This is a genomic window from Sphingopyxis sp. OPL5 (assembly GCF_003797775.2).
In the GTDB taxonomy this organism is placed as follows: Bacteria; Pseudomonadota; Alphaproteobacteria; order Sphingomonadales; family Sphingomonadaceae; genus Sphingopyxis.
Map to the genome: position 1 here is coordinate 1,766,648 of NZ_CP060725.1, position 13,642 is coordinate 1,780,289.

Here is a 13,642-nt window from a genome sequence, read left to right on the forward strand (position 1 = left end):
CCCCCGCGAAGGCGGGGGCCGCTGTCGGTTTACGCGGCGCGGCTGGGCAAGGCGGCCAGCGGCCCCCGCCTTCGCGGGGGCGACGGTTAAACCAAAAGCCTTTGCCTCCCAGACTCGCGCCGCTTATCAGCATCCCCGATGGCGGGCATTCGCGACAGTATCGACACAAAGAAACGGCGCATGCCGCATGTCAGCCGCCGGTCGCTGCTCGTCGGCGCGACCGCCGCGGGCGGCCTCGCGCTCGCATGGAGCGTCTGGCCGCGCGACTACGCCCCCAACCTGACCGCCGCCGAGGGCGAGCATATCTTCAACGCCTTTCTCAAGATCGGCGACGACGGGCATGTCAGCGTCATCGTCCCGCAATGCGAGATGGGACAGGGCGTCACCACCCTGCTGCCGCAGATCATCGCCGACGAACTCGGCGCCGACTGGCGCACGATCGCGGTCGAAACCGCGCCGATCAGCCCGCTCTACACCAACACGCTGCTGGTCGACGAGGACAGCGCGACCTTCACCCCGCGTGCGCTCGTACCCGACATGGTCGCCGACGTGCGCAGCTGGGCGCGGCGCGAATGGGCGGTGCGCCACGCGGTGATGCTCACCGCCAACAGCTCGTCAGTGCGGATGTTCGAGGCGCCGTGCCGCGACGCCGCGGCGCAAGCGCGCGCGCTGCTGATGATGGCGGCGGCGCGGCGCTGGGATGCGAATTGGGAGGAATGCGACACCGCGAACGGCTTCGTCACGCTGGGCGCGAAGAAATTGCGTTTCGCCGAGGTCGCCGCCGCCGCGGCGCTGCTCGAACCGCCCGCCGAACCCGTCTATCGCTCGGCAAGCGCCGATCCGCTCTATGGCAAGGAGGTCATCCGCCTCGACCTGCCCGCCAAGGTCGACGGCTCGGCCAATTATGCCGGTGACATCCGCCTGCCCGACATGGTCTTCGCATCGATCCGCCAGGGCCCGCTCGGCGCGACGCGGCTGAAGAGCATCGACCGCAAGGCGGGGCTCGCCTCGCCCGGCATGCTCTATGTCGTCGAGCATGAACGCTGGCTCGCCGCGGTCGCGCGCAACTGGTGGGCGGCGAACCGCGCGCTCGACAGATTCGCCCCGGTCTTCGAAACCGCCGGCACGCCGATCTCGTCGACACGCATCGACAAGGCGCTCGCCGCCGCGATCAAGGCCGATGGCCACCGCATCGTCGACAAGGGCGACGTGTCGGCGGCGATGGAAGGCCGCACCAGCATCGGCGCGACCTATATGGTCGCCCCGGCGCTCCACGCCCCGATCGAGACGCGCACCGCGACCGCGGCGCCCGACCGGAACCGGCTGCGCGTCTGGGTCGCGACCCAGGCCCCCGCGCAGTGCCGCGCCGCGATCGCCGCCGCCACCGGCCTCGCCGAAAGCGACGTCACCCTGTTCCCGATGATGGCGGGCGGCTCGTTCGACGCCTGCCTCGATCACAGCGTCGCGGTACAGGCGGCGATCATCGCGCGGCAGGTCAAGCGCCCGGTCCAGCTCGCCTGGTCGCGCGCCGAGGAGATCATGCGCGACATTCCCCGCCCCCCGGCGCGCGCGCGCATGGTCGCGACCCTCAACGCTGCGGGCGGGATCGACGCGCTCGTCGCGCGCATCGCGGTCCCCTCGACCACCCACGAGTTTCGCGACCGGCTGTTTTCGAACACATCGCCCGACGTGGCGCAGCGTGCCGCCGCCGGCGCCTCGGATGCCGTCGCGGTCGAGGGCGCGGTCGGCGTCTATGCCATCCCGCATGTCGCGGTCGACCATTGCCCCGCCGACATCGGCCTGCCGACCGGGCGTTGGCGCGGCAATGCCGACAGCTACACCGCCTTCTTCACCGAATGTTTCATCGACGAAATGGCGGCAAAGGCCGAACTCGACGCGCTGTCGTACCGGATGGCGATGCTTGGCGACCAACCACTGCTCGCGCGCTGCCTGCTCACCGCGACCAGCCTCGGCGGCTGGGAGGGCATGCTTTCGGGCACCGCGCAGGGGCTCGCCTGCCATTCGATGCGCGGCAGCCATATCGCGCTGATGGCGACCGCGCGGCCGAGCGAAAAAGGGCTGCAGGTCGAACAGCTCGTCGCGGTCGTCGACGCCGGCCGCCTCGTCAATCCGGCGATCGCGCGGCAACAGGTCGAGGGCGGGCTGATCTTCGGCCTCGCCGCCGCTGTCGGCGCGACCACCGATTATGAAGGCGGGGTCGCGACCGCGCGCAAGCTCGGCCAGCTCGGCCTGCCGCGCCTGTCGCAGTCGCCCGAGATCATCGTCGAATTCGTCGAAAGCGATCGCGACCCCGGCGGGCTAGGCGAAATCGGCGTTCCCGTCGTCGCCCCCGCGATCGCCAACGCGCTCTACGCCGCGACCGGGCGCCGCGTCCGGCGGATACCGCTGTCCGCGCTGCCGCTATGACCGCGCCGACCGATCATCCGCCGGTCGCACCGCCGCGCCTCGGCGTGCTGCTGGTCAACCTCGGCACCCCCGACGCCCCCGACGCGCCGTCGGTGCGCCGCTATCTCGCCGAATTCCTCTCCGACCGCCGCGTCGTCGAGATTCCGCAGCTCCTCTGGCAGCCGATCCTGCGCGGCCTCATCCTGACCACGCGGCCCAAAAAATCCGCCCACGCCTATCGTCAGGTGTGGACCGACGAAGGGTCGCCGCTCGCCGCGATCACGCGGCGGCAGGCGGCGGCGCTGCAAACGGCGCTCGGTCCCGACGTGCTGGTCGACCATGCGATGCGCTACGGCAACCCCGCGATTGCCGCGACGCTCGATGCGATGCTCGCCGCAGGGTGCCGCCGCATCCTGATCACGCCGCTCTATCCGCAATATTGCGCCGCGACGACCGCGACCGTCGTCGATGCGGTGAACAGCCATCTCGCGACCCTGCGCTGGCAGCCGGCGTTGCGCGTCCTGCCGCCCTATCCCGACGACCCGGCCTATATCGGCGCCCTCGAAACCACGCTCGAGGCCGGCCTCGCCGCGCTCGATTTCGCCCCCGATGTGCTTCTCGCCAGCTTCCACGGCATGCCCGAACGCACGCTGCACCTCGGCGATCCCTATCATTGCCAGTGCCGCAAGACCGCGCGACTGCTGTCCGAAGCGCTCGGCCGCCCGGTCGAGACCGCCTTCCAGTCGCGCTTCGGCCGCGCCAAATGGCTCGAACCCGCGACCGACACCGTGCTCACCCGCCTCGGCCGCGAAGGCAAAAGCGTCGCGATCTTCGCCCCCGGCTTTGCCGCCGACTGCCTCGAAACGCTCGAAGAGCTGGCGATCCGCGGCAAGGAACGGTTCGAAAGCGCAGGCGGCACCCGTTTCGCGTACATCCCGTGCCTCAATGACGGCGCCCCGGGCCTCGCGATGCTCGAAAGCCTCGTCCGCCGCGAACTCGCCGGATGGCTTTGATTTTCTATCGCTTACCTCCTGTTTAGGTCCTTCGTTTAGACCGAAACTCCGCGCGGCAGAGTCAGAGGCCGCCGCGCGCGTTGGAGGTCGCAATGAGTCAGGTCCAATCGGCCCTATTGATGCTGGTGGCGGCAACGCTCCTCTTCGCCGCGATCGTCACTTTTGTCTGGCGCCGCAGCCGGCCCGTCCCCGAACCGCGCGCGCCGAAAACGCCCCGCGAACCCCGCGCGCCGCGCGAACCGGGCGAAAGCCGCCTGCCGCGCCTGCCGCGCCGCGACCGCGAGGTCGAAGCCCCGGTCGAAATGTCCGCCGCCCGCCTCGCCCGGATCAGCGCCCGGCCGCCGTTCGAACGGCTGACCGAAGCCGAGGCCGAGGCCGAATATAGAACCGCCCCCGCCGCCGAGGCTCCCGCGCTCGCCGCCGACCGCCCGGCCCCCGAAACGCCCGAACCCGCACCGCCAAGCGAAGCCGACCGCGCCATGGTTGGCCAGATGCTCGAATCGATGGTCGCGCAGGTCGAGCATGAGGCCGATCTGGTCGAACGCCGCGGCACCGAGCCCGTCGCGGTCCGCCTCGTGCCGCAAATCCCGCCGCGCATGGGCGAAATCGCGACGAGCTGGCTCGGCGGCCGCCCGCGGCTCGAACCCGGCATGGCCTGGCCCGAAATCCGCGAGGTCCGCGGCGAGTTCATCGCGCAGATCGCCTGCGCCGACCTGCCCGCCGACATCTGGGACGGCCTCGGCCCGCGCCGCGGCAGCCTCGCCTTCTTCATCCACCCGCGCGACGGCGATGTCGCGGTGGTCCATGTCCATGCCGCCGGCGACCCGGTCGACCCGCCGCACCCCTTCGATCCCGGCGGCAGCTTCTTCGCGCCGAACGGCGGGCTGCGCTTCGGCGACCTGATGCCCTTCACCCGCCACGCCTTTCCCGAATGGCCGGTCGACCTCGTCGCCGTCCGCCCCGGCGACGACGATCCGCGCGCGGACGAAAATGAAGAGGGCGACGACGAGAGCGTCGGCACCCGCCTCTATCGCAGCGGCTACGACGTCGCCGACCCCGCCTTCCATCCCTTCGACTGGGACAGCATGACCGCGATGGTCGAAATCCTCGCGATGCGGATCGAGCGGTTCTGGAAAGACGTCGACGGCCCCTCGCCGATCGACACCCAGCTCGCCAGCGTCGAGCGCCGCCTCGCCAAGCACGACGCGGGGGACAAGGACCCGCTCGGCCGCGAAGGCCTCGTCAACATGCAGGCTTCGCTGCAGGAATTGCACGACGCCGCCGCGGCGGCGCGCGCGGCGAACTATGTCGCACGCATCCGCGCCGAGGAGATCATCGCGATCGTCCGCGAAAGCGCCCCCAAGATGGATTTCTCGGCGAACGACGCCGCCGCCGTCATGGACGCGCTGCACGCGATTCGCTGGACCAAGGTCAACCGCAAGACCGACCCCGACGGTCGTCCGGGCGCCGAGCGGATCGAAAGCCTGGAGATCCCGCTCACCACCCATCATCCCGACGCACCGCTGTGGGTCCACGACTATCTGACCATCTGGTTCGACCATGCCAAACACGCCTATGCCGCAAACCCCGACACGCTGTCCGATGCCGCGCGCACGGTCTTCGAACCCTGGGCGCGGGACCTCGCGGCGCGCGAGATGCCCAGCATCGGCCACATCCCCTTCCGCTATGTCCACGATTATGACGACGAAACCCACGCGACGCTGCTCGAACTGCCGTCGAGCGGGTTGATGAGCTGGATTTTCGGCGACGTCGACCATCTGGTGCTGACGCTGCGCAAGGCCGATCTCGCCGCCGGGCGCTGGGACCGGCCGCTGGTTCAGGTCAGCAACTGAAAATGCTGTCCGCTTGACGTAACGGTCAACTTGCGAGCCTCTTCGACGCGCCCTAGTCAGGGTGAAACACACTCTGTGGGAGAGACTTATGTCACGCGTAGCGATCGTCACCGGGGGCAGCCGCGGTATCGGTGAGGCGATCAGCCTCAAGCTCAAAGAACAGGGCGTCACGGTCGTCGCCAACTATGGGGGCGATGACGCAAAAGCGCGCGAGTTCAGCGGCCGCACCGGCATCGCGGCGCGCAAATGGGACGTCGGCGACCATCAGGCCTGCCTCGACAATTGCGCCGCGATCGCCGCCGAATTCGGCCCGGTCGACATCGTCGTCAACAACGCCGGCATCACCCGCGACGGCACCCTCGCGCGCATGAGCTACGACGACTGGCACGACGTCATGCGCGTCAATCTCGGCGGCTGCTTCAACATGGCGAAGGCTTGCTTTCCCGGCATGGTCGAACGCGGCTGGGGCCGCATCGTCAATATCGGCTCGATCAACGGCCAGGCCGGCCAATATGGCCAGGTCAATTATGCCGCAGCGAAATCGGGCATCCACGGCTTCACCAAGGCGCTGGCGCAGGAAGGCGCCAAGAAGGGCGTCACCGTCAACGCGATCGCGCCGGGCTATATCGACACCGACATGGTCGCCGCGGTCCCCGCCCCCGTACTCGAAAAGATCGTCGCGAAGATTCCGGTAGGCCGCCTCGGCCAGGCCGACGAAATCGCGCGCGGGGTGGCGTTTTTGTGCAGCGAGGATGCGGGGTTCGTGACGGGGTCGACGATGTCGATCAATGGGGGGCAGCATATGTACTGACGGTGGCAGGCGCGTAGCGAAGGCGTTCGCACTGCGAACGGCGAGCTAGGCGCCGGTGCCGCGCAGCGGCAGCCACCGGCACGGCCAGTGGGGCGGACGGCCCCAAGGTCGGCCGAACCCGTCTGACGTCATGGCGGCGGCCTTGCCGTCGCCGCCCGCCCTTCATCAAATGGAAAAAGCCGTTTGTGTCGAGCGAAGTCGAGACACGCGAAGGTTGGCGCGGACGTGTCTCGACTTCGCTCGACACAAACGGGAAGAGCAGGCGAATCAGATTTCCGTTCCGCCCCCTACTCCACCGTCACCCCAACAACCCGCCAGGCGCCGCCCTCGCGCACCAACGACAGCGTCTCGATCGCCCCCGCCTTGTTGGCATAATCGGTGCGGAACTTGACCATCTGATAGCCATAGGGCGGCGCGGGCACCTCCTGCTCGCTCAGCAGCACCCGCGACCGGACCGCGCCGAGCGGCCCCTGCACCTGCTGCGCCACCCTGGTCCAGGTCTCGGCGGTGTTGAGCGCCTTAAACGCCTGCCCGGTCGCCTCCCAGCTGCCGTTCCAGTCGCCCTTTTCGACCATCGCGAGCCAGTCGCGCGCCGCGCCGACCGCAGCGCTTTCGGCGGGGGCGGTGGACGGCGCCGCGGCGGGCGCACCGGCGGTGCCGGTCATCGACGAAAAAGCGAGCAGGGCAAGGCTAAGCGACATGAGAAGACCTCCGATAATCCAGCCGAGCGGCCGCACCATGCGGGGCGCCTCGGTGGATGTCGGAACCTCCTCGACCCCGACGGCGCCCGCACCCCCGAAACCCTTGTCCCCAAGCGTTTTGGGATCTTCGTGCTCGATGTCGCGCAGTTGCCGTGCCGCCTCGCGGCTGCTCGAAACCGCCATCTTGCGCCGCGCGTCGCGCAGCCGTTCGTTGATCGTGTGGACCGAAAGCCCGAGGTGGCTTGCCATCGATTTCGCGTCATAGCCGCTGACCAGCAGGCGCAGCGTCTCCTTTTCCTTTTCGGTGAGGGTCTGAATAGCTGCGGTCATCGGTTGGCCTGCACCCTTTCATCGTCGCCCCCGCGAAGGCGGGGGCCGGTGGCTGCATAGTGCAACACCGATAGCGGCCCCCGCCTTCGCGGGGGCGACGAGTTTGCTATCGGATGTTAGGCCCCGCCCGAATCGCGGTCACCCCCAAATAAATCGTACCTCCCGCCGCGAGCAGGCGATAAGCCATGGCCATGGCGCGCCCCTATCACCCCCCGGTCAAACGCTCGGTGACGATCGCCGGCCACCCGACCTCGATCAGCCTCGAACCCGTCTTCTGGGACGCGCTCGAAGCCGAAGCCGCGCGCCAGGCGCTCCCGATCAACGCCCTCGTCGCGCGCATCGACGTCGAACGGATGGAGGCGGACGACCCGCCGAACCTGACCTCGGCGATCCGGCAGTGGTTGTGGCGAGAGGGACCCAGCAATTGACATTCCAACTCGCATCCTCGGGCTGAACGCCATGAAAATGAAAAATGTGATCCGACACAGCACGAATGTGATTACCCCGATTGTAATCGGCTTCGGTGTCGTCGCGATGATCTTGGACACCATATCTCAAGTCTCGGCGGGAACGACATCCGAGTTGCCGATGCACATCCTTGGCGGGCTCGCCTTTATCGGGTTCGCCCTATTCATCCGCCACGCCACATTGCTGCACGTCGATTCGATGGATTAGATAAGTGTGGCTCCCGCCACCGCGCGCCCGAACGCGGCGCCCTTGTCCTCCGCGAAGTGCAGGAACAGCGACGGCTCGATCAGCTCCAGTTCCATGATGTGCAGCACCCCCGCCGCGTCGCCGACCATATCGACGCGCGCATAGACTGGCGGTGCGGGGGCCGCAGCGAGCGCCGCGGCGGCTAGCGCCTGTGCTTCGTCGCTCGCCTCCCACGCCGTCTCGCGCCCGCCGAACTGCTCCTGCACGCGAAAATCGCCCGCCGCCGGGCGCTTGACGATCGCATGGCTGAACCGGCCATCGAAGAAAAACAGCGAAAACTCGCCATCGCTCAGTATCCCCGGCATCAACGGCTGCACCAGCCGCCTTTGCCCCAGCGCATCGGCGGGCACCCCCGCTCCCGCCGCGATCCGGTGCGTCCCGTCGGCGCCGCCCGAGATCGCGGGTTTCACCACCACCTCACCGGCGCCCAGCGCCAAGCGTGCATCCGCCAGCGCCGCTTCATCGAGCGCCGCGACCTCGACGGTCGGCACCACCGCGACGCCCTTGGCGGCGAGTTCGGACAGATACGCCTTGTCGCTGTTCCAGCGCAGCACCGCGACCGGATTGACCACCGGCAGGCCCTCGGCCTCCAGCCGGTCGAGCAGCTTGTACCAGCCCGCCACATCGCGCTGATAGCCCCAGGCGAAGAGCGGCAGGATCAGGTCGAAGCCCGACAAATCGCCCGGATCGCCCCACACCCGCTGCTCGACCGCGAGTCCCGCGCCCGCCAGCGCCGCCGCCTTGCGCGCGAAGGCCGGCTGCCATTTCTCATAATAGTCGGGCGCAGGCACGAGGATCGCGACGCGGGGCTGGTAGGGCATGAACTACTTTACCTTGTCAAAACCCGTCATTGCGAGGAGCGAAGCGACGCGGCAATCCAGAGTCGCGTAACCCGCCCTGGATTGCTTCGCTCCGCTCGCAATGACGAGGTGATGGGACGCGACCTTTACCGCCCCAGCAGCCCGCGCGCCTGCCCGGCGATATGCGACAGCATCGCGCCATTGGGGTTCGGGATCGTCCGCGCGCGGTCGACCGTGGCACGGAACTGCGCGACGCGCGGCGCCTGCTCGGCCAGCCAGCCGGTGACCGCGGCATCGAGATCACCCGCGGGCAGTCCCGCGAGGAAGCTCAGCCGCATCTGCTGGAAATCGCGCGCGAGGCTGTTGACCAGCAACCGCTCCCACGGATCGGCGGGGCTCATATGCGCCGCCAGCGTCTGTGCCCAGTCGAGCCCCAGCGCCTCGCCCAAATGGGTGAAGGCGTGGGTCACCGCGACCTCGTCGTCGCCGCGCCGCGCGGCGAGGTCGACGATGCCGATCGCGCCGTCGGTCTTGAACAATCGCACCACCGACGAGGCCAGCGCCTCGGGCGCCCCAGCATCGAGCAATTGCTGGCTCAGCATGTCCCATTGGCGCCGGACCGACGGGCTGAGCAGCCCGTCGACGCGCGCCATCAGGCGGTCGACCCCGGGTTCGAGCCGCGCGACCGTCGGCCCCGGCTGCGCGTTGTTCGCCGACACGCGCAGCAGATCGGCCATTTGCGACGCCATCGCCGAGGCGGCCTGGGTGAACAGCGACAGGCGGATCGCCTCGTCGATCTTCGCGCTGTCGAGCGAAGCCCACAGGTCGTGCATGTCGAGCAGGCGCTCGACCGCGACGAAGGCGGCGGCGACGTCGCCGAGCGAGCAGCCTTCCTCCTCGACCAGTTCGAGCGGATGGACGACGCCCATGCGGTTGATGATGCGGTTCGCCAGCTTGGTCGCGATGATCTCGCGGCGCAGCTGGTGATCGGCGATCGCACCGGCGAAATCGCGCTGCATTTCCTCGGGGAAGGCCGCCGCCAAATCGCTGCCGAGCGCCGGATCGTCGGGCAGGTCGCTGTTCTCGATCGCGTCCTGCAGCGCCAGCTTCGACGTCGACAGCAGCACCGCGAGTTCGGGCCGCGTCAGCCCGCGCCCTTCGGCGGCGCGGCGCAGCAGCTCGTCGTTCGCCGCCAGCCCCTCGACCTTGCGGTCGAGCCGGCCCGATGCCTCGAACGTCTCCATGATCCGCACCAGCGACGGCACCGCCGCCGACCCGCCCTTTTCGGCGATCGACAGCGCCAGCGCCTGCAAGCGGTTGTCCTCAAGCACCAGCGCCGAGACATTGTCGGTCATCCGCACCAGCAACGCGTCGCGGTCGTCCTGCGCCAATCGTCCTTCGGCCATCTCGCGATTCAGCGCGATCTTGATATTGACCTCGTTATCCGAGCAGTCGACGCCCGCGCTGTTGTCGATGAAGTCGGTGTTGATCCGCCCGCCGCGGCCCGAAAAGGCGATGCGCGCCGCCTGGGTGACGCCCAGGTTCGCGCCCTCGCCGACCGCCTTGACGCGCAAATCCTCGCCATCGACGCGCAGCGCGTCGTTGGCGGGATCGCCGACCTCGGCGTTGTTCTGCGCCGCCGCCTTCACATAGGTGCCGATGCCGCCGAACCAGAGCAGGTCGGCCGGCGCCTTGAGGATCGCCGAGATCAAAGCGCCCGGTTCGATCGGACCCGGCTCGATACCAAGCGCATAACCAACTTCCGGCGAGACATCGATGATCTTCTGGCTGCGCGGGTAGACTCCGCCGCCATGGCTGATCAGCTTCTTGTCATAATCTTCCCAGCTCGACCGGGGGAGCTGGAACATCCGCGCGCGCTCCTTCCAGCTCTTCGCCGGATCGGGATCGGGGTCGAGGAAGATATGGCGGTGGTCGAACGCCGCGACGAGCTGGATCGCCTTCGACAGCAGCATGCCGTTGCCGAACACGTCGCCCGACATGTCGCCGCAGCCGACGACTCTGATGCTGTCGGTCTGCACGTCGACGCCCATTTCGGCGAAGTGGCGCTGGACCGAAACCCACGCGCCCTTGGCGGTGATCCCCATCGCCTTGTGGTCATAGCCCTTCGACCCGCCGCTCGCGAACGCATCGCCGAGCCAGAAGTCGCGCTCCATCGCCAGCCCGTTGGCGACGTCGGAGAAGGTCGCGGTGCCCTTGTCCGCGGCGACGACGAAATAGGGGTCCTCGCCGTCGTGGATGACGACACCGTCCGGGTGGATCACCTTGCCCGCCACCAGATTGTCGGTGATCGACAGCAGCGAGCGGATGAAGATGCGGTAGCATTCGGTCCCCTCGGCGAACCAGGCATCGCGGTCGAGCGCCGCGTCGGGCAGCGCCTTGGGATAGAAGCCGCCCTTCGCGCCGGTCGGCACGATGACGGCGTTCTTGACACGCTGCGCTTTCATCAGCCCGAGGATTTCGGTGCGGAAGTCGTCGCGGCGGTCGGACCAGCGCAGCCCGCCGCGCGCGACCGGGCCGGCGCGCAGATGGGTGCCCTCGACGCGCGGGCTGTACACCCACACCTCGCGCCAGGGCAGCGGCTTGGGCAGCCCGGGGACGAGGCTCGAATCGATCTTGAACGCCAGCGCCTCGGCCGCCGCGGGCGCAAAGGCGTTGGTGCGCAGCGTCGCGCCGATCACCGCATGGAACAGGCGCAGGATGCGGTCGTCGTCGATCGACTTGATCGCGGCGAAGCCGGCCTGGATTTCCTTGTCGAGATAGTCGGCGCGCGCATCGTCGCGCTTCGCCGGATCGTGGAGCGCGCAGAAGCGCTCGACCAGCGCCCCGGTCAGGTCGGGGGCGTGGCGCAGCGCCGCGACCACCGTGTCCATGCCGTAACTCGACCCGCCCTGGCGCATGTAGCGGAACCAGGCGCGCAGCCATATGATCGCCTGCGGATCGGTCTGCGTCACCAGCACCAGCTCGTTGAACGCGTCATTTTCCGCGTTACCGTCCAGCACCGCCGCGATCGCCTTTTCGATCACCTCGGTATGCGCAATCAGCGCCAGCTCGTCGACCGACGCCGGCAGCTTCAGCGTGAAATCGTGGATCACGACGGGGATCTCGTCGTCGCGTTCGGTGCCGGGAATGCGGCTCGCGCCCAGCGTCGTCGGAATCTCCTCGAGCACCTCGAAGCCGAAATGTTCGAGCGCAGGCACGACATCGGACAGCGCCAGCGGACCGACCGCGCTATAGACTTTCAGCCGCAGCTTGTCGTCGCCGTCGAGGCTCTTGCGCGCCAGCCGCACGCTGCGCGGATTCTCGGCATCGAGGTCGCGCAGCCGCAGGATGTCGCGCGACGCTTCCTCGGGATCATAGAGGTTGCGGTAATTGGGCGGGAAGAGCGGCGCGAAGCGCGACGCCAGCGCCGCCGCGCGGCCGGGATCGCCGCGCTTGGCCAGCGCCGCCTCGACCTCGGGTTGCCAGCCGCGCACCATCTGTTCGAGCTGGGCGTTGAGCGCCTCGGCATCGGGCACCACCCCGCCGCTGCGCAGGTCGAGCGTGAAGCGCAGCAGCGCCGCGCCGCCATCCTCGAGCACCATCGTCCAGCCGATCACCCCGGCCTTGGCCTCGCGCACCAGCAGCGATTCGACCGCCAGCCGGCGCCCGGTCGACACCTCGTCGCGCGGCAGCCAGACAAAGACGAACAGATGCCGCCCCAGCGCGCTGCGCACCATCACCAGCTTCGGCCGCGGCCGGTCGGTGATCGACATCGAGGTCAGGACCAGGTCTTCGAGCGACTGGGCGTCGAACGCGATCAGCAAATCGTGCGGCAGCGCGGTCAGCGCATGCGCCAGCGCCTTGCCGGCGTGGCCGGTCGGGTCGAAACCGAATTTCGCCATCAGCGCGTCGAGCTGCGCGCGCAGCACCGGCACCTTGTCGGGTCGCGCCGACAGCGCCGCGCTCGTCCACAGCCCGGCATGGATCGACAATTTTTCGACCGTCTTGCCCTTCATCTCGGGCACGATCACCAGGTCGAGCAGCACGCGGCGGTGGACCGCCGACAGGCGGTTCGACTTGATCAGCAGCGGCGACGCGCCGCCGGCATCGAACCAGGCGAAGGCGGCTTCGAGCGCGGTCGGCGACAGCAGCTGGCTGGTGCCGCTCGCGCTGACCCCCAGCGGCTGTTCGACCGCGCCGTCGCGGGTGCGCCATTCATGGCCGAGCTGGGTCATCGCCCCGCCCTCGAACCAGCGCAGCAGTTCGGCGGCCTCGCCGTCGGCGCGCATCGCGGCGTCGGCGAGCATCGCGGCGCGCATCGCCTTCCAGTCGGCGACCGCGGCGCGGACATCGGCCAGCGCGGCTTCGAGGCCGTCGAGCAGGCGGCGGCGGGCGCGGGCGTCGCCGCGCTCCAGTTCCATATAGATCACCGATTCGCGGTTCGCGCAGCCCGGGGTCGCGCTATCGGCACCGGTCAGCCCGCCCTTGGCGTCGCGTGTCGCGGCGACCACCGGATGCAGGATGCGGTGGATCACCAGCCCTTGCGCGCCGACGATCTGCGACACCGAATCGACGAGGAAGGGCATGTCGTCGTTGACCACCGCGAGCCGCATCCGCCGGTCGGTGCCGTCGGCGACCATCGGTTCGAGCAGCAGCGACGGGACACCCGGCGCGCGGTCGAGCGAGGCGCGCGCGGCGAATTCGCCCGCCGCCTTCAGCGCCGCGGAGTCGAGGTCGTCGCCCTCGCCGGGCAGCGCGCTGCCGTGCAGCGCGGCCTGATAGGCCTTGGCGATCTTCGCAGGAACAGGAGCGGCCGCCGCGGCCTCGTGCTCGGCTTCGGCGGTTTCGGCAATATTCTGGGGCATAGGTTACAGCATCCCGACTGAGGCGGGCCTGTGCCGGGGGGTGGCTGGCCCGTTCGCTGCGTCCCCATATGCGCCCGAGTGACGCGCGGCTCAACCCCCCGCGACGGCTCCGCGCAAATATATTTCAATTTTCGGATTGTCTGTTGCGC

The 13,642-nt window shown here is 68.9% G+C and carries 9 protein-coding genes; 6 read left to right on the forward strand and 3 right to left on the reverse strand.

What is annotated here, in order from left to right:
• The first annotated feature begins 138 nt into the window (after positions 1 to 138).
• From EEB18_RS08540 to phbB, 4 genes are all read left to right on the forward strand, one after another.
• A complete protein-coding gene (locus tag EEB18_RS08540; RefSeq protein WP_187142059.1) occupies positions 139 to 2,427 on the forward strand; it encodes a xanthine dehydrogenase family protein molybdopterin-binding subunit in 2,289 nt (762 codons plus the stop codon).
• A complete protein-coding gene (gene hemH, locus EEB18_RS08545) occupies positions 2,424 to 3,419 on the forward strand; it encodes a ferrochelatase (RefSeq protein ID WP_187142060.1) in 996 nt (331 codons plus the stop codon). Before EEB18_RS08540 ends, hemH begins: the two co-directional genes overlap by 4 nt.
• A 92-nt stretch (positions 3,420 to 3,511) precedes the next feature.
• Complete coding sequence (locus tag EEB18_RS08550; protein WP_187142061.1) at positions 3,512 to 5,272, forward strand: DUF1963 domain-containing protein; 1,761 nt, start codon at positions 3,512 to 3,514, stop codon at positions 5,270 to 5,272.
• An 88-nt stretch (positions 5,273 to 5,360) separates the two neighbouring features.
• Positions 5,361 to 6,083: an acetoacetyl-CoA reductase gene (gene phbB / locus EEB18_RS08555; protein WP_187142062.1), complete on the forward strand. Its 723-nt coding sequence runs from the start codon at positions 5,361 to 5,363 to the stop codon at positions 6,081 to 6,083.
• A 287-nt stretch (positions 6,084 to 6,370) separates the two neighbouring features.
• Here phbB and EEB18_RS08560 read toward each other — a convergent pair whose 3' ends face one another.
• Positions 6,371 to 7,114, reverse strand: a complete 744-nt coding sequence (locus EEB18_RS08560; RefSeq protein WP_187142063.1) for a DUF4019 domain-containing protein — start codon at positions 7,112 to 7,114, stop codon at positions 6,371 to 6,373.
• 191 nt (positions 7,115 to 7,305) lie between these two features.
• Between EEB18_RS08560 and EEB18_RS08565 the strand changes: the two genes are divergently transcribed.
• Together EEB18_RS08565 and EEB18_RS08570 are read left to right on the forward strand one after the other, a co-directional pair.
• Positions 7,306 to 7,542 carry a ribbon-helix-helix domain-containing protein gene (locus EEB18_RS08565; RefSeq protein WP_187142070.1) on the forward strand — a complete coding sequence of 79 codons (237 nt, stop codon included), beginning with the start codon at positions 7,306 to 7,308 and terminating at the stop codon, positions 7,540 to 7,542.
• A 31-nt stretch (positions 7,543 to 7,573) separates the two neighbouring features.
• Positions 7,574 to 7,789: a hypothetical protein gene (locus EEB18_RS08570; protein WP_187142064.1), complete on the forward strand. Its 216-nt coding sequence runs from the start codon at positions 7,574 to 7,576 to the stop codon at positions 7,787 to 7,789.
• On the opposite strand, the gene EEB18_RS08575 is transcribed toward EEB18_RS08570, so the two are convergent.
• Positions 7,786 to 8,649, reverse strand: a complete 864-nt coding sequence (locus EEB18_RS08575) for a RimK family alpha-L-glutamate ligase (RefSeq protein ID WP_187142065.1) — start codon at positions 8,647 to 8,649, stop codon at positions 7,786 to 7,788. The genes EEB18_RS08570 and EEB18_RS08575 overlap by 4 nt on opposite strands.
• 125 nt (positions 8,650 to 8,774) lie before the next feature.
• Positions 8,775 to 13,493 (reverse strand): NAD-glutamate dehydrogenase, encoded by a 4,719-nt coding sequence (locus EEB18_RS08580; protein ID WP_187142066.1) that lies wholly within the window; start codon positions 13,491 to 13,493, stop codon positions 8,775 to 8,777.
• Positions 13,494 to 13,642 lie beyond the last annotated feature (149 nt).